This window comes from Halocola ammonii, assembly GCF_049334165.1.
In the GTDB taxonomy this organism is placed as follows: Bacteria; Bacteroidota; Bacteroidia; order Flavobacteriales_D; family Sanyastnellaceae; genus JBEGHD01.
In genome coordinates this window covers 148,337-165,393 of sequence record NZ_JBEGHD010000008.1, presented here as the reverse complement: position 1 = coordinate 165,393, position 17,057 = coordinate 148,337, and the positions used below count along the sequence as shown (strand labels likewise).

At 44.5% G+C, this 17,057-nt stretch carries 15 protein-coding genes; 9 read left to right on the top strand and 6 right to left on the bottom strand.

Annotation, left to right across the window (positions count from 1 at the left end; genetic code table 11):
* Nucleotides 1-169 precede the first annotated feature (169 nt).
* Both ABHV44_RS09985 and ABHV44_RS09980 read left to right on the top strand, forming a co-directional pair.
* Nucleotides 170-1,633, top strand: a complete 1,464-nt coding sequence (locus tag ABHV44_RS09985) for a glyceraldehyde-3-phosphate dehydrogenase (RefSeq protein WP_459074541.1) — start codon at nucleotides 170-172, stop codon at nucleotides 1,631-1,633.
* A gap of 95 nt (nucleotides 1,634-1,728) precedes the next feature.
* Entirely contained in the window at nucleotides 1,729-2,355 is a 627-nt protein-coding gene (locus tag ABHV44_RS09980) for an LON peptidase substrate-binding domain-containing protein (RefSeq protein WP_459074540.1), read from the top strand.
* A 70-nt stretch (nucleotides 2,356-2,425) separates the two neighbouring features.
* Here ABHV44_RS09980 and ABHV44_RS09975 read toward each other — a convergent pair whose 3' ends face one another.
* Entirely contained in the window at nucleotides 2,426-3,874 is a 1,449-nt protein-coding gene (locus ABHV44_RS09975) for a DUF2330 domain-containing protein (RefSeq protein WP_459074539.1), read from the bottom strand.
* Between the two features lie 24 nt (nucleotides 3,875-3,898).
* Nucleotides 3,899-4,741, bottom strand: coding sequence for an RnfABCDGE type electron transport complex subunit D (locus ABHV44_RS09970; protein WP_459074538.1), 843 nt, complete (start codon nucleotides 4,739-4,741; stop codon nucleotides 3,899-3,901).
* Nucleotides 4,742-5,165: 424 nt separating this feature from the next.
* Here ABHV44_RS09970 and ABHV44_RS09965 point away from each other — a divergent pair, with 424 nt between their 5' ends.
* A complete protein-coding gene (locus tag ABHV44_RS09965) occupies nucleotides 5,166-5,585 on the top strand; it encodes a hypothetical protein (RefSeq protein WP_459074537.1) in 420 nt (139 codons plus the stop codon).
* Here ABHV44_RS09965 and ABHV44_RS09960 read toward each other — a convergent pair whose 3' ends face one another.
* Entirely contained in the window at nucleotides 5,586-6,296 is a 711-nt protein-coding gene (locus ABHV44_RS09960; RefSeq protein ID WP_459074536.1) for a hypothetical protein, read from the bottom strand.
* 239 nt (nucleotides 6,297-6,535) lie between these two features.
* On the opposite strand from ABHV44_RS09960, the gene ABHV44_RS09955 reads away from it, so the two are divergent.
* From ABHV44_RS09955 to argS, 3 genes are read left to right on the top strand one after another with little or no spacing between them, the layout of a single operon-like run.
* On the top strand, nucleotides 6,536-7,456 hold the full coding sequence (locus tag ABHV44_RS09955) for a dimethylarginine dimethylaminohydrolase family protein (protein WP_459074535.1): 921 nt from the start codon (nucleotides 6,536-6,538) through the stop codon (nucleotides 7,454-7,456).
* A 16-nt stretch (nucleotides 7,457-7,472) separates the two neighbouring features.
* Nucleotides 7,473-8,414, top strand: a complete 942-nt coding sequence (ctlX, locus tag ABHV44_RS09950) for a citrulline utilization hydrolase CtlX (RefSeq protein WP_459074534.1) — start codon at nucleotides 7,473-7,475, stop codon at nucleotides 8,412-8,414.
* A 20-nt stretch (nucleotides 8,415-8,434) separates the two neighbouring features.
* A complete protein-coding gene (gene argS / locus ABHV44_RS09945) occupies nucleotides 8,435-10,219 on the top strand; it encodes an arginine--tRNA ligase (RefSeq protein ID WP_459074533.1) in 1,785 nt (594 codons plus the stop codon).
* A gap of 13 nt (nucleotides 10,220-10,232) precedes the next feature.
* On the opposite strand, the gene pdxH is transcribed toward argS, so the two are convergent.
* Nucleotides 10,233-10,880 carry a pyridoxamine 5'-phosphate oxidase gene (pdxH, locus tag ABHV44_RS09940; protein WP_459074532.1) on the bottom strand — a complete coding sequence of 216 codons (648 nt, stop codon included), beginning with the start codon at nucleotides 10,878-10,880 and terminating at the stop codon, nucleotides 10,233-10,235.
* A gap of 404 nt (nucleotides 10,881-11,284) precedes the next feature.
* On the bottom strand, nucleotides 11,285-13,243 hold the full coding sequence (locus ABHV44_RS09935) for an OmpA family protein (RefSeq protein WP_459074531.1): 1,959 nt from the start codon (nucleotides 13,241-13,243) through the stop codon (nucleotides 11,285-11,287).
* 146 nt (nucleotides 13,244-13,389) lie between these two features.
* On the opposite strand from ABHV44_RS09935, the gene ABHV44_RS09930 reads away from it, so the two are divergent.
* The gene (locus ABHV44_RS09930; RefSeq protein ID WP_459074530.1) at nucleotides 13,390-13,914 is read left to right on the top strand and encodes a metallophosphoesterase family protein; all 525 of its coding nucleotides are present in this window, start codon (nucleotides 13,390-13,392) and stop codon (nucleotides 13,912-13,914) included.
* On the opposite strand, the gene ABHV44_RS09925 is transcribed toward ABHV44_RS09930, so the two are convergent.
* Nucleotides 13,889-14,359, bottom strand: coding sequence for a DUF4293 domain-containing protein (locus tag ABHV44_RS09925; RefSeq protein ID WP_459074529.1), 471 nt, complete (start codon nucleotides 14,357-14,359; stop codon nucleotides 13,889-13,891). The two genes, ABHV44_RS09930 and ABHV44_RS09925, sit on opposite strands and share 26 nt — an antisense overlap.
* Nucleotides 14,360-14,608: 249 nt before the next feature.
* On the opposite strand from ABHV44_RS09925, the gene rho reads away from it, so the two are divergent.
* Nucleotides 14,609-16,348, top strand: a complete 1,740-nt coding sequence (rho, locus tag ABHV44_RS09920; protein WP_459074528.1) for a transcription termination factor Rho — start codon at nucleotides 14,609-14,611, stop codon at nucleotides 16,346-16,348.
* Nucleotides 16,349-16,416: 68 nt separating this feature from the next.
* Nucleotides 16,417-17,037 (top strand): hypothetical protein, encoded by a 621-nt coding sequence (locus ABHV44_RS09915; RefSeq protein WP_459074527.1) that lies wholly within the window; start codon nucleotides 16,417-16,419, stop codon nucleotides 17,035-17,037.
* Nucleotides 17,038-17,057: the final 20 nt, after the last annotated feature.

The following is a 17,057-nucleotide window of genomic DNA, read 5'->3' as shown; positions in this document are numbered from 1 at the left end:
CGAGAATTGACAAGCATCATTCGAGACTCCAACTTCTATCCTCCTTTTTACCTTTCCTATTCCATTTTAACTGGCTATTTTTGCAGCGCAAAACACTAGCCGAAATGAGCACAATTTTAGCAGTGATTATTGCCGAAAAGGAAAATCAACTAAGTTCATTAAAGTACAAATGTCACAAAACGCACTCCACGCAGAGACATACAGCAACGAGCTAAAAGTGTATGTCAACCAAGAAAAAGCAGCTGTAGACCTGATCCACTCGATCGGAACACTACTTTTCGAGAAATCAATTGAGTTGGTGCTCTTCCGCAACCACCTCGTTGACAAAAGCATCTCCGATATTTTACGCTACCACCGATACGCTGCAGAAGTAGTGGGCAAACCCATCAGTGTTTTCGATACTGCCGAGCTGGCCCGTGAAATCTTTAAAATGGACTTGGCTCCTGCCAAAATCGATATTGGCCGTCTTGCTGATGAGTGGCTTCAGGAGAGAGACAACTTTGAAACTCACCGCGATTTTCTAGATCATCATCTCGGTGAATTTAGCACCCGCGACAACCGTCCGCCAGAACCGCGCGATGTAATCCTTTTTGGATTTGGACGAATTGGCCGACTTGCTGCCAGAGAGCTTATTAAACAAGCCGGAAAAGGTCAGCAGCTTCGTCTACGCGCTATCGTAACCCGAACTGTAGACGAAAAACAATTGAAGAAACGTGCCGCTCTTTTGGCGAACGACTCTGTTCACGGTCGTTTCCCTGGTACGATCGATATCGACTACAACGACAGCGCGCTCATCATCAACGGTCAACGTGTACAGATGATTGGCGCCAACGACCCGTCCAGCATCGACTATGAGTCTTTCGGTATTTCAAATGCGGTATTGATCGACAACACTGGCGCGTTTACAGACAAAGAGTCGCTTTCGATCCACCTGAAAGCCAACGGTGTTGAGCGAGTGATTCTCACTGCTCCTGGAAAAGGAATTCCGAACGTTGTTTACGGAATCAATCAGAAGCAACTCGATATCGAGAACGATAAAGTTATTTGCGCGGCTTCTTGCACAACCAACGCTATTGTTCCGGTACTCCACGTAATCGAAGAAAACCTCGGTATCGAAAAAGGACACATCGAAACAGTGCACGCTTATACCAACGACCAAAACTTGTTGGACAACATGCACAAGAAAGAGCGTAGAGGTCGTTCTGCTGCGATCAACATGGTAATTACCGAAACTGGAGCCGGAAAAGCAGTTACAAAAGTGATTCCATCGCTCGAAGGAAAATTAACTGCCAACGCGGTTCGTGTTCCTGTACCGAATGGTTCTTTGGCAATCATGCACTTGTCTGTGAACAAAAAAACCACCAGAGAAGAGATCCTCGAAATGGTGAAAAAATCGGCCATGAGCGGAGACCTGGTGAACCAGATTTTCTACTCGATCAACGAAGAGCTCGTATCAAACGACATCATCGGAAACGAGTGCTGCTCTGTGTTTGACAGTCCTGCAACCATCGTAGCAGACAGCGGAAAAGACATTGTACTTTACGCCTGGTACGACAACGAATTTGGATACACCAAACAAGTTATTCGCCTCGCGAAATACGTTGCAAACGTTAGAAGAAACATCTACTACTAAGTAGAGCATCAAATATTTGAAAAGCCTTCTCAGCAACTTTTAGCCTGAGAAGGCTTTTTCATTTTAAGTTTCTACAAACTTTTCGTCAACTCGAAATGTTTAGATTAGTATTGAATATGAATACTGATCTCGAAAACCTTCCGCTTTTTCCTCTCAGCCTTTTTCTCCTACCAGGAGAACAGACTCACCTACACATTTTTGAGCCTCGCTACAGAGAGCTGGTGCAACGGGTGAAGTCGAGTGACGACCAACTTTTCGGAATTCCGTATTTCGTAAAACACAACCACAAGCTAGGTTCGCTAGTGAAATTGGTGGATGTAGTCAAGGAATATCCAAGTGGTGAAAAAGACATTCTCGTGGAGGGAGTTGCAATTTTTGAACTGAAAGGCTACAATCGCAAGAGTCAAGACCGACCTTTTCCATCGGGAAAGGTAAAAATCAGAGATCACTACAAAACGTGGATGGCCGATCGCTGTGTGAAAAGAGAGTTTACAAAGCTCAAAAAAGCCTTTGACCAGCCGATCGTTTCCGATTCGGAGGATTTGAAAATTCCGATACTCACTGTTCTGGCATTTCTAAATCTTAGCAGCTCGGACAAATACAACTTTCTCAGCGGAAACGACTTTCCGCGACAGGAAGAGCAACTGCTGAACATGATCAAGTTTACGAGATTAATCGCACAGCAGGAAAGGCGCAAGGAATTCAACTTCTACATGAATTAAATAAAAAAGAGGCGCTTCGATGGGGACCGAAACACCTCTCTTTTTAATTGAACCACAAAAACCTGGAAGTTTAGACTTCCATTCTGTTGAAATTGAATTGCAACATCCAGGCCACACCGACCAAAGCCAGTAGCGACAGTAGATACAGCGACTGAGGAGCAAATCCTCCTCCACCTGACCCATCATTGTCTGATGGCGAAACAACGGGAGTGCTTTCTTCTTTTATCCGATTCGAAAACTCTTTCACGTAATTTTCTCCGTATTTGTCTTTCCAGCCGGTAAGAGCCACCAACTCATCCATTTCTTTTTTGCGTCTGCGCTCCAGTTCTTTGAGATAGGCCTGCCCTTCGTCACAGCTAAAGTCACCTTTGGCCGGGTGAGTAATCACATAGCGTCCCTGGAAGCGCTCTGAGTTTGGCGTTTCCTGAAAGAAAAGATCTTGAGGAAAGTCGTTACGTGTGTAGCGCACATGAAGTCTGGTAAAGAAAACCTGACTCGAACGGTTCATTCCAGAAACCCAGTCTACACCAGCTTTTTGAAATTCGGTAAAAACAGGCGGAGGCGAAACGCAAGGGTCGCACTTTACTCCAGCTGAGGGGCTCACATCCCAGGCATATTCCACAAACACTGCATTTTCGTTCTCTTCGTGGTAGGCGTTTTTGAACAGGTCACGGTAAAAATCCTGAAACTTTGGCTCCACAAAAAGAGGAATGTTTCTGTTTGAGGGAACCTCAACCGTTCTGTAGTTGGTACTTTCCACTCGGCCGTTTTTCGTGAAGAAATACATCAGCATGTCCTGGCTGCCTTTAGAGTTCGCCATTCCGAGACGAAGGGGCAGCATAAATCGATTGTCTTCGAAGCTGATCTGAATTGGGCTGAGGTACTCGAATCCGCTTTGATTGTACTTCTCAAGGTTTACCTTCACCACGAAAAATTTCATTTTAGAGCGTATGTAAGGTTGCAAAACCTCCTCCGCCTGGTTGGGGATTTTGTAGCCGTTGTCGATTAACCAGCGTTTTAAACCGTCTGACTCTTTAGCAGAAAGAATGAGGATGTCGTACTCTCCCACTTCGTATTCCGCTTCGATGGTGACCTGGTAGTCATCTTCAACAGCCATATTCATGGACAACGATTCCGTGACGCTTTCTGCGCGTGCCAAATCCTTCTGTACCATCACTTCTTCGTAAACCGGTTGACAGGGGTTTTGGTCGTAGTACTCCACAATCCGCGGAGCTGAGTAGTCGTGGAGCTTTTCGAAAATTCCGCGGTCTACAACTTTGATGTCTTGCTCCTCGAGCACAACCGGCACAGGCACTACCATGGCGAAGTCTTTCACTTCTCCATCAAAATCGTTGCTCATGGTGATGGTCGATTTTTTACCATCGCGGACGTAAATCACTTCCGACTTGTTGTTAAACAAATTGGCATCTGTCTTGGCTACGTAAAACCCGCAAAAGGCGTAGGTTTCGGTAACACCGAGCGAAGCCAACAGGATTATTAAAAATTTTACTGCTTTCATAACTCTTGTGTTTTTAATTATCAATTACCACTGAAATGGTTTGTGTTTGAAAAAGCGATCGAAAAGCACCGTGAGCGGTGCAATGAAAAAGAGCACCCAAATGGGAGCTGTGTGAAAGTAGAGCCAGTTGGAAACCACAAACGTGGCAACACCAATCAGCATCGACCAGATTATTCTGGCTACAGGAGCGTTGGGGGTAGTTTTCGGATCGGTGATCATAAAAAAGGCGAACAGCAACAGCGATCCGTTTTGCATTTTGTGGAGCCACACTTCTGGCTCCCAGCCGAGGTAAAGAACCGTTCGGCAAAAGTCGAGAGCGGCAAAAGTGATGAGGAATCCAAGGCTTGTATCCACTCGACCCACCTTGAACAGAACCACCAATCCGAGAATTCCGATTAGGAAAAGTAGAATGATGCTACTTCCCCACTGTCCCGGAGAAATCCAGGCATCGTTGGTCAGCGTGATGGCTGCAATAATCCCGATGTTAGCCGGATTAAAAAGATGCTTTCCACGGACCCTAATGAGAAACTTGCTGCCGATGGCAACGGCTGCGGCAATTGCCAAAGCCCAGTGCGAATCCGCTTTCAAAAGCAGGCAAAGCCCAAGGCAAGTGATCATTCCACTTTTGAGCCCGTGCATTGGAGCTTTTACTAAATAAAGCGCCAGGGCTTGCACGGCCATTCCCACAGCAAAGATCACGGTGAACTTGGTGAGCCCTACATTCCAACCGAGGTTGAAGATGCCGTAGATCAAAAAAAGCGACAAGTAGAGAATCTGAAAATGTCTACCATCTTTGGTAAACCAGCCCGTAAAATCTCGAATGGAGAAGATAGGTCTGAGTAGCGAGATGTTTTCTATTCCGGTCATAAGCTCCTGAATTTGGAGAGCTGTACACGGAACTTTCGAATCGGTTCAAAATAAAAAAAGAGAGGGGCGATTTGCGAAAGCAAATCGCCCCTCCCGGAACTGGTTTAAAGCTAAATTATAGTAGTAAACCTATCAGTCTCCTCGGGTGGATCTTGATGGTTGATTATACTGCCAGCGGTAGGTTTTTGTTACTTAATCCTCTCTCGATTTAGTTGCGAAAACCACAATCTTCTGATCTTTAAACAGAAACAATTTTAAACGCAGTCATTTTGTTGCTCCCAATTGAATTACATTAGATTTGTTGATGAGCAAATCTGCTGTTGAGCAGTGGCAAAATCGGACTCCGGAGAATTTTGGAGCTCTCGTCTTTGAAAACAATTTTGGAAAAAACGCTTTTAAACTAATCAGTAAAAGAGATAAAATCATGAAATCACTGCTTGTTCTTTTCGCTTTACTTTTTACGATGCAATCTTTCGCTCAGGAAGATTATCAGCTTATCACCGAAGAAGATGGAGTTGAAGTTTACGCCAAAATTGGACGTGAAAAATGGCTTGACAAAGACAGTCCGAAGATTTTAATGATCTGGGTAAAAAACACATCTGATGAAGACGTGATCTACGAAGTAGGTGCCGAGTTCTTTTTCAAAATGGCTCTTCAGGAGACATTCCCACCGCAAGAATTTTGCGTGAATGCTGGAAGGAGCAAAAAAGGGAAATTAGATGGAATTTATTTCAAGTCTTGTGACCTGACTAATGAGCAGATACTCGGTGAAAATTTCGACTATGAAGTTCTTTTCGAAATCAAAGAAAAAGGAGTCGATTGCTCATCTTACTCAAAAGAATAATTATCGCGGCATCTCTTCCAGCAATTCTTCAAGATGCAAATACATGCTGTCTGCAGAGATTTCTTTGTAAGAAGCTGGGATTTCAAATTGCTCGTCTGACACTTCCTTAAAAATAATTTCTCGGGCAGTTAAAGTCATGCGCATTCCCCATTGCTCGAGTTCATACTTTAGCAGAACTCCTTCTGCACCGGCAAAAGGTGTGTACCAGTTTGGGTTTTCAACTTCAATTTCTTCAGTTGTCAAAACCTCTACTCGCTCTTTACCATCATCTGTCAAAATTTTGTAGCTGCGACAGTCCATTTCCAGATGTTCAGATGAGCCGGTCTCTTCGAGATTGTGCTGAGTTGGTGTGATAAATTCGGCTACCTGCTCTTCGTTGAGTTCGCAACTAATTTTATCCCCGAAGCTATTGAGCAGTTGCCAGTAGCTTTTCTTCTTTGTGTCAACAACAATTTCTGAACTCACTAACCCTCCTATCGACTCCAGTTTTCCGCGGAGTTTGTTGTCCTTAAAAGACATTTTCATCTCGGAGGGGTAAACGTTCAAAAGGATACTTTTTTCCTGATCTGGAAAATTTACATCGTAAATGATTTCGCCCTCTGTGTGAGCTGCATTTTTATCAATGTACTTACAGCCGGGAGTGGAAGCCACCAGAATTGTGAAAAGGGCCACAGCCCCAATGCGAGAGATATAGGATAAAATGTTAGTCATTCAATTTAATTGGCGAACGCAGTTTACGTCCTTTTGATCAGGGTTTTACGCATCGCAAAATTCAACAAAAATTGAACTTCCCAAAACGATTTACCCGATTTATAACTGTTTGCATTCATCAAAGTCACTCTACCCCTTACCCGTTTGACAAACACAGAGTTTCAGCAAAGTGAATATTTCTTTTCGGAACCTCGCAGAAACTGTAAATTTGCACGCTGCTAAACGATCATTTTTGGGATATGATTCAATTGAATGTAAAAGATGAATTTTCGCCACTCAGAGAAGTGGTTTTGGGTACTCCCCGGAGTTTGGGTGATGTGCCGAAGCTCGAAGAAGCTTACGATCCCAAATCCAAGGAACACATCCTTAAAGGCACTTATCCTGGTGAAGACGACATTCGTAAGGAAATGTCTGCTTTCAATGAAGTTTTGGTGAAATACGGGGTAAAGGTTTATAGACCTGAAGTAATCAACAACTACAATCAAATTTTTGCGCGCGACATTGCATTTGTGATTGACGACAAGTTTGTGATCACCAACATGCTTGAAGATCGCCAGAGAGAAATCGAAGCACTGGATCATGTTTTAAAAGACATTCCGGATTCTCAAATTTTGAGAATGCCCGAAGACGCCAAGCTAGAAGGTGGCGACATCATGCCTTTGGAAGGTCATATCTTTTTGGGATACTCCAAAAAAGAAGACTTCGAAAAGTACACAGTGGCCCGAACAAATGAAGAAGGTCTTGAGTTCGTGAAGAAAACATTCCCAAACAGAAAGGTAGTTGGATTTGAGCTGAGAAAAAGTGATACCGATCCCAGAGACAATGCGCTTCACCTCGATTGCTGCTTTCAACCATTGGGAAGAGGATTTTGTATTTTGTATCCTGGAGGGTTCAAGAATCAGGATGATGTAGAATTCATTCGCAGATTCTTCGGCACAGATAAATGCATTGAGATCAATAGAGAGGAAATGTATCAGATGAACTCCAACGTTTTCTCAATCAGTCCTGAGGTCGTGGTATCGGAAAAGGGTTTCACAAGACTTAACTCCGTGCTGAGAGAAAATGGATTCACAGTAGAGGAAATTCCCTATGCAGAAACAGCCAAAATGGAAGGATTACTCCGTTGCTCCACCTTGCCACTAGTTCGCGACAACAACTAAGAATTTTATTAAAGCCATGACAAAACAGTCAGTTTCAAGAATCTTGATGATTCGTCCGGTCAACTTTCACTACAACGCCCAAACGGCAAAAAATAATTACTATCAGAAAGTTCTGGACGACCTAACTCCTAAGAAGGCACAGGAAAACGCGCAGCGGGAGTTTGATGAGTTCGTGCAAATTCTCACTGATAAAGGCGTGCAGGTGCTTGTTGTGGAAGACACTTATTCGCCTGACACTCCAGATTCAATTTTTCCAAATAACTGGGTAACTTTTCACGAAGATGGCCGCATTGGCCTCTACCCTATGTTTGCCGAAAACCGCAGAGCAGAGAGAAGAGAGGAAATTTTTGAGTTTGTGAGAAACGAATGGGGACTGCAAGTGAATGAAATTGTGGACTTCACTGAATTTGAAGATCACGATAAATTTCTGGAAGGAACCGGTAGCATGGTGCTCGATCGAGAAAACAAAATTGCCTACGCTGCCCTTTCTCTGCGCACAGATGAGCAGGCACTTTTTCACTTTTGTGAAGAATTTGACTATCAACCCATTTCGTTTACCGCCAACCAAACTGTGGATGGTGAACGCATGCCCATTTACCACACTAATGTGATGATGTGCATTGCAAGCAAATTTGCGGTGATTTGCACAGACAGCATTGACGATGAAAAGGAGCGCAAAAAAGTGATCGACTCTCTTGAAGCTTCCGGAAAAGAAATAATCGCGATCACTGAAGAGCAGAAAAACCGATTTGCAGGAAACATGCTCGAGGTGCTCAACGAAGAGGGCAACCCTCTCCTGGTTATGTCTAGTTCGGCTTACCACTCACTTACTTCTGAGCAAATTGAAACGATCGAAAAATACTGCCCGATCGTCCACAGCTCGCTCGATACTATTGAAGCACTCGGTGGAGGTAGCGCTCGCTGCATGATGGCCGAAGTGTTTTTGCCAAAAATCTAAATCAGAAAAAATCCTTTGCGATGAATATCGAACAAGTCCTTACAGAAACAACCAAAAAAGCTGTCAAGGAGCTCTATGGCACTGACGCTGAAGAAGCTCAAATTCAGATTCAGGGCACTAGAAAAGAGTTCGAAGGCGATTTTACCCTTGTGGTTTTTCCTTTCGTCAAAATAGCCCGTAAGGCACCTGAAAAAGCAGCTCAGGAACTTGGTGAATACTTCGAAAAGTCGCTCGATCTGATTACGAGCTTCAACGTAGTGAAGGGATTTTTGAACTTGAGTATCAGCGATGACTACTGGAAGCAGTTTCTTTCAGAATCTCTCGGAGACGAAAAATTTGGCTACAGCCCCGAGTTGAGCAAGTCGCAGGTGATGGTGGAATACTCCTCGCCCAACACAAACAAGCCTCTACACCTCGGCCACCTGAGAAATAATTTTCTCGGGTTTTCAGTTGCCGAAATTCTAAAAGCTTATGGACACGATGTGGTCCGCGTTCAAATCATCAATGACCGCGGCATTCATATCTGCAAGTCGATGGTGGCATGGCTAAAGTTTGGCGAAGGCGAAACTCCAGAGACGTCAGGAACCAAAGGGGATAAACTCGTTGGGAAATACTATGTCCTGTTCGACAAGCAATATAAAAAAGAAGTCGCGGAGCTCGTGGAAGAAGGCATGAGCGAAGACGAGGCAAAGCAAGAAGCCCCAATCCAGGTGGAAGCGCGCGAGATGCTTTTGAAATGGGAGAAGCGCGATCCTGAGGTAATGAATCTTTGGAATAAAATGAACGGCTGGGTTTACAAAGGCTTTGAGAAGACTTACACCGAAATGGGTGTGGAGTTCGACAAGCTTTACTACGAATCAGACACTTACCTTCTCGGTCGTGATGAGGTGCTAAAAGGCCTCGATCAGGGAGTTTTGTTTAAGAAGGAAGACGGATCAGTTTGGTGCGACCTCACTCCGGACGGACTCGATGAAAAACTCGTTTTGCGCAAAGACGGCACGGCCGTTTACATGACTCAGGACATCGGTACGGCAATTTTGCGTTTCCGCGACTACCCAAATCTCGAGAAGCAGATTTACACTGTAGGAAATGAACAGGAGTACCATTTCAAAGTACTCTTCCACATTCTGGAGAAGCTCGGGTTTGAGAGAGCTCTTAACAACTATCACCTGAGCTACGGAATGGTAGAACTGCCTGAAGGAAAAATGAAATCTCGCGAGGGAACTGTAGTTGACGCTGACGATTTGCTGGAAGAAATGAAAGAAACTGCCAAGAAGATTGCCGATGAACAAGGCAAGCTCGATGGCATCGAAGAGGAGGAAAAGGAAGAGCTCTACAAGGTGATCGGATACGGTGCTCTCAAATACTTCCTATTGCGTGTAGATCCAAAGAAAAACATGCTCTTCAATCCGCTCGACTCGGTTGACTTTGCCGGAAACACGGGGCCGTTTATTCAATATGGCTATGTGAGAACTCGCGCTGTGCTTCGCAAATGGGACGCACAAACTCCAGAAAACTTCGGCAACCTGGAAGAGCTTCCTGAAACTGAGAAAAACCTCATCAAAAAAATTCACTCTTTCCCAGCAGCTTTAGCTGAAGCGGCCAACTCGATGAACCCATCTCATTTGGCAAACTTCACTTTTGATCTTGTGAAGGACTACAATGCGTTTTACCAGAGCAATCCGATTTTGCATGAGCAAGACGAGGAGTTGAAAAAACTCCGAATTGGCATCACAGAAAAAGTAGGTCAGGTGATCAAAGCAGCAATGAAACTGCTTGGAATCCACATGCCGGAAAGAATGTAGATTCCAGAGGTCTCTAAGGAAAAAGGCGCTTGTGCATCCATTTTTTCTCCGAAGTTAGGCGGTAGTCGATTCTGTCATGAAGGCGACTCATGCGGCCTTGCCAAAATTCGAAGTAAACAGGAGTGATTTTGAAACCACCCCAAAATGGTGGACGTGGAATATTTTTTCCTTTGAATTTTTTCGAGAACTGCTCCACCCGCTTTTCGAGTTCTTCACGAGACTCCAGCCTCGAACTCTGATCGCTGGCCCAGGCACCAATTTGACTTTCGCGCGGACGAGTAGCAAAGTAATCGTCAGACTCCTGTACGCTCACCTGCTCGGCTGTCCCTTCGATGCGTACCTGACGTTCGAGCTCTTTCCAGAAAAAATTAAGTGACACCTTCGGGTAGTTCTCAATGTCTTTGGACTTGGTAGATTCGTAGTTTGTAAAAAAGGAGAACGCTCCATTCTTTGCATCGCGGAGCAAGACCACTCTCGAGTGTGGAAACCCATCTTCTCCAATTGTCGATAAGGTCATGGCATTGAAATGATTCGGATCAGCTTCTTTTGCGTGAGCCAACCACATTTCAAAAAGTTCAAAAGGGTTTTCTGTGATTTCTTCTTCCGATAGTTTGTCACGGTCGTAGTCTTTTCTGACCGTTTTTAGTTCTTCACTCTTCATTTCTTTTCTGTATTTCTTTTTTGGACGGCTCCTTTTCTAAAAACTGGAAAATCTCGCTTTCCATCAATTTCCGAAGCACCCACCAATTGAGTAATCTTATTTAAAAACAATTTGTTTTCCATGATCTCTGGACATTGTTTCTTTTCACGTCAACCAAAGTTTTCCGATAGCTAAATTCATCATTTTCTGCACTCTACAATCATCTACAGCTGATTTTATGGCTGCTTCATCAACTCTTTAGTTGTTGATTTTGACGCAATTAAAACCAAGATCCCTATAAATAACACTTCAAATCTGTATCAAAATCATCATTAAACAAGTATATTCCAGCGGGCATACTTAAGAAACTCCCTTTCGGGGGAATAAACCTTAAGTAGGGGTCGGTCCTTCGGGGCCGGCCTTTTTTATTTTCCGATAATCTCAAACTCGGTTCTTCGGTTCTTCGCTCTTCCTTCCTCAGTCTCATTTGTTGCAATTGGCTTTGACTCTCCAAAGCCTTTGGCACTCAGTCGGTCCCGGTCAATTCCGTTTTTCATCAGATAGTCTACTACCGACTGCGCCCTGTTTTGCGAAAGCACGTTATTGGATTCATCACTTCCCACATTGTCTGTGTGTCCACTGATCTCAATTTTCAGTTCCGGGTTAAGTTTCAAGAATTCAATCAACTTGTCCAATTCAACCTTGGATTGCGGCTTCAATTTGTACTGATCGACATCAAAAAACACGTTATTGAGAACTACCGAACTTCCTTCTTCAATTCGCTTCAGCGGCACTTCGAGCTCCTGTGGTGCAGCTGCCGTTGTTTCAGAAAGGGTAAAGTTGTCGGAATAAAAAAGGTAACCCTCACGGGAAACGTTGAGCGCATAATCGCGGCCACCCGGAAGACTCACCAGAAACTCCCCGTTTCCTGGGTTCGAGTACGACTCCACGACCTGCTCACCACTCTCCAAATCGATGAGCTCGAAGCGTGCGCCCAGTCGCTCTTTTGATTTGGCATCGAAAACGATTCCTTTCACGTAAGTCACCATCTCTGGGCGCGCACCTTCGTAAAGGTCGAATTTGTAGAGATCGAGACCGCCCTGTCCGCCCTCGCGATCGGAAGCAAAATAGGCAATGCGACCGGTTGCAGACACGAGAAGACTGTTTTCATCATCTTTGGTATTGATTGGATATCCAAGATTTTGAGGTTGTCCCCAGTTGCCATCTTCATCTTTTCGGCTCACAAAAATATCGAGCCCACCCATTCCCGGGTGACCGTTGGAGGAAAAGTAAAGCGTCTTTCCATCCGGGTGGATCATCACCGACTCTTCCTCGTATGGCGTATTTACGGGGCCCTCCAGTTTTGTCGGCTTTTGCCAAAAGCCCTGCGGGTGAAGTTTCGAAACCCAAATGTCCTGCTCTTTCACTCCGCGGGCAGTGGTTTTTCCGCGCACAAAGTAGAGCGTGCGGCCATCGGCAGAATAACTTGGCTGCGACTCCCAGCTGTAGGAATTTACGCGTTCACCGAGATTGCGAGGTTCACTCCACCGCGGACCAATTTTTTGAGAAAAGAAAAGATCGCAGTGCCCCAGGCCATTTCGATTTCCTCCCCAGTCGCCATCAATTTCGCAAGCCGTAAAAATCAAAACCTGTCCATCGGGAGAGAGCGTTGGTGCACCTTCATTTTTTTGAGTATTGATCTCCTGCACAGGCTGGGCTTTGGTCCAATCTCCATCCACTTTTTTAGAGAGGTAAAAATCTTCCTGGTAACCGGTGCGGCTCTCGCGACTCGCCACTGCTCTGGTGTAGAGCATCGTTTGTTCGTCAGCTGTCAGGCAGGGATAGTATTCGTCTGCCGCAGAGTTAATCGATTCACCCAGATTCTTTGGTTCAAATGGTATGGGATTCGCCATCGACATGAGAGCGAATTCGCACGAACGGATATTTAATAATGCCCGATCTTTGAGTGTGGGAGTACCAGTTCCATAGCTTTCAAACTTTTGAAAACTCGACAGGGCTTTTTTGTACTCTCCCTCACTCAAGTAGAGCTCTCCCAGGAAAAAGTGATTGTTCGGAAAAAAGTCTGGATCGATCTGCACAGCTCTTTCCATTTGAGTAATGGCCTTTTCTACCATATTTTTTTCGGCATAAATCTGACCGAGAAGAATGTGCGGTTCAACGAAGTTCTCGTTTTTGTCTACCGCTCTAATCATGAAGTCTTCGGCTTCGTTAAGCATCATCTGATTGTAAGAACTGATTCCCTTCTCGTAGAGTTTAATTGCCCTGTTGTCGTCCACAGAGTATTGTCTGCCAGGCTGGGCAAAAGAAACGAGTTGAAAAATTGAAAAAACAAGGGTAAAAAGAATGGAAATGCTCAGCTTCATGCGATCTTTTTTGCTGTTTGAAGAATTAGAAAACGACTAATTTATGCAAATCTACGGCCATAGTTCAGTTGGCCGCAAAACAATTCTCTTTTCAAACCGATTGAAGAAAAGCTTGTGAAAAGAAAATTCTCTGAGCACATTTGCCCATGACCCGAATCGGATTGATTTCAGACACCCACAGCTGGCTTGATGAACGCGTTTTTCACCATTTTGAAAACTGCGATGAAATTTGGCATGCCGGAGATATAGGTGCTGATCACGTGACAAAAGAGTTGGCCGAGTTCAAACCACTGAGGGCGGTTTTTGGCAATATTGACGGCCACGAACTTAGAGCACAATTTCCTTTAGACAATCGGTTCGAGGTGGAAGGAACAGATGTTTGGATAACGCACATTGGAGGACGACCAGGCCGCTACGATCAGCGGGTAAGAGAAGAGCTGAAAAAAAACACTCCCGACATTTTTATTTGCGGGCACAGCCACATTCTCAAAGTTCAGTTTGACAAGTCACTCAACATGCTTCACCTCAATCCGGGAGCCGCAGGAAAACACGGATTTCATCAGGTTCGCACGCTACTGCGATTTGAACTTGAAAACTCGAAAGTGAAAAATCTAGAAGTAATTGAGCTGGGAAAACGAGGTGCTCTTAGCGCAAACGATCGAGCGACTTAACCAATTTCTCGTCTTTTTTGATCGACCTGTTGGCTAAAAACTCAAAAACAATTGCTGCTACGGGAAGGAAAAAACCTACGCCATACTGCACTTCAGCAATCTCAGGATTTGGCAAATGAGCCTGATTCTCTCCCATCAAATAAATGAGGCTGGCAATTAAGGTAGCCAAAAGCAGATAAAGCAATCTGCCGAGGCGCAGTTGCAACGGGCGCTTTTTGAAGTAGAGCAACTGAATGACCAGCACGAGCAAAATCAGAGGGATAGAAAACTGCAAAATGATGTTGGCTGATACTTCAATCTCCTCACCTGTAGCCGACTGCAGGCCACCAAAAGATAAGATGTATTCTATGCCATCTGCAGTGAATAGTCCAATGGGAATGAAGAACATCGCCACCATGCAAATGATGGCGAGAAAGAGATAGATCGTCTGAATGCGTTGAATCATGAACCAGTCATTTTTATGAATCGCGACAAATATAAACGAATGATTGGGTTTGAAATCAACACTACACTGGTGAAAATTATGATAGTGTCCACTGTAGGCTGAATTATTAATTGTATACTTGCAGTGTCGAATCCAACTTTTTGTCAGTCGACAGAAGGATTTCTCCACAAACTAAATTTTGCCGCCCTTAGAATGCTATTGAGGCGGATCAACAACTGAAAATATAAGTGTTAATAACTCACTGATTTTATGTACGATATTATTGAACTGAACAGCAAAAAAGTAGCTGATCTTCGAGAGATAGCGAAAGAGCTGAACATCAAGAAAGTTGAAAAACTTAAAAAGCAAGACCTCATCTACAAAATTCTGGATGAGCAAGCGATAAACCCTCCTAAGAAAAGCGACAGCAAACCCGCTGCCGAGAAAAAAACAGAAGGCAAACCAGCGCCAAAAAAAGCTGCTTCAAAACCACCCGCAGACAAGAAGCCTTCTAAAGCTCCGCAAAAAGAAGCAAGTTCTTCCAAGCAGGACGACAAAAAACCTAATGAACAGCAGGAAAGAGTGCGTTCTCCAAGAGCGAAGCAGAAAGATGCGGAAGACCAGGGCTCGAAAGGTGGAAGCAAACCAGACAACCGACAGCAAGGCAAGCCTTCAGGAAATCAGGGGCCTAAAAACAACCAGGACAACTCAAGAGACAATGGTAAGCCTCAGCACCGAAACGACCAGCAAAAAGGTGACCAACAAGGAGGAAGACCTCATTCCAACAAAAAACATTCGCAAGACCAACACAACAAATCTGGCAATCAGCACCAAAACAACCAGGGTGGTGGTAGAAAACAAAAACACGGCAAGCCAGATGAGCACGGCTACAACTTTGATGGATTGATTGTAGCAGAGGGAGTTCTGGAAATGATGCAAGACGGCTACGGCTTCTTGAGATCTTCGGACTTTAACTACCTCAACTCACCAGACGATATTTACGTTTCGCAGTCTCAAATCAAACTTTTCGGACTGCAAACAGGAGACACCGTTCGTGGTTCTATCCGTCCTCCCAAAGAAGGAGAGAAATATTTCCCACTCATTAAGGTTGAGAAAATTAACGGTCGCGACCCTTCATTCGTAAGAGACCGCGTTCCTTTTAAATATCTTACTCCCCTTTTCCCGAGTGAACGATTCAAGTTGGGAGACAACACTACAGATCTTTCTACACGTCTTCTCGACCTCTTTGCCCCTATCGGTAAAGGTCAGCGTGGAATGATCGTTTCACAACCGAAAACCGGTAAAACAGTTTTGCTTAAAGAAGTGGCCAATGCAATTGCAAAGAACCACCCAGAAACTTACCTGATCATTTTGCTTATCGATGAGCGTCCTGAAGAGGTAACCGACATGAAGCGCGATGTGAATGCAGAGGTTGTAGCTTCAACTTTTGATGAGCCGGCAGAGCGACACGTGAAAATCGCAAACATCGTTCTCGAAAAAGCCAAAAGAATGGTTGAATGCGGACACGATGTATGCATTCTCCTCGATTCGATTACAAGACTTGCGCGTGCTTACAACACTGTTTCACCAGCATCTGGAAAAGTTCTTACCGGTGGTGTTGATGCAAACGCACTTCACAAACCGAAGAGATTCTTTGGTGCTGCCAGAAACATCGAAAACGGAGGTTCACTTTCCATTATCGCCACGGCTCTTACTGACACCGGATCGAAAATGGACGAAGTAATCTTCGAGGAATTCAAAGGAACTGGTAACATGGAGCTCCAGCTCGATAGAAAACTATCGAACAGAAGAATTTTCCCGGCCATCGATATTTTGGCTTCGGGAACTCGAAAAGAAGATCTTTTGCTCGACAAAGACACACTGCAGCGCATTTGGATTTTGAGGAAACACCTTGCAGACATGAACCCCGTGGAAGCAATGGAGTTTATGAAAGACCGAATGCAGCACACGAAGAACAATGAAGAGTTTCTTATTAGCATGAACAGCTAAAAAATTCTGCAATAAATTTCTTAAGGGCTGTCACCTCGGTGTTCAGCCCTTTTTTTAATCTTTGAACCATGTCAAAAGAAAACGGAATAGTTGCAGGTTTCGGCCTCATCTGGATCATCATCAAGCTGAGCTTTTTCTTTTCAGGAAACTCAGAGCAGGGCTTCTACGCAGGAGGAATGGCCAACATACTTTTCATCTTGCTCATCTGCTTTTGGGCGTTGAAGTTGAAATACGACTCGCTCGTGAGCATCTCGCAAGAAGAAGTTTTCGAAAATGGCGGTGAGCGCAAGCTACTTCCGCAAGACTCCAATTTTCTGGACGATGTAAAAACGTGCATGAAAGCTGCCGGAAAGTACATCCTGATCGTTGCTGCTTTTGTCTTCATTTATTACAGCCTGATTGATTCGGACTATGGCCAAAAAATAATTGATCAGCGCGTACAAATGGCCAGGGAACAAACAGCCACTGACGAAAGCTGGGAAAAGGTTTTGGAAAACGCACCACAACTCCAAAACTACTCGAAAGAAGAATACATCCAAAACGTGCGAGAGAGTGCCGAACAGTGGACCAGCCCGGGAAGGCAAACATCACTTACCTTATTCGGGCTTTTTCTACTTGCAATTTTATACTCTCTGATACTCGTTGTAATTTTCAGAAAACTGCTTTATCGAAAGCCTGGCAGGCAATAAGCTGAGGGGTGATACGTTGT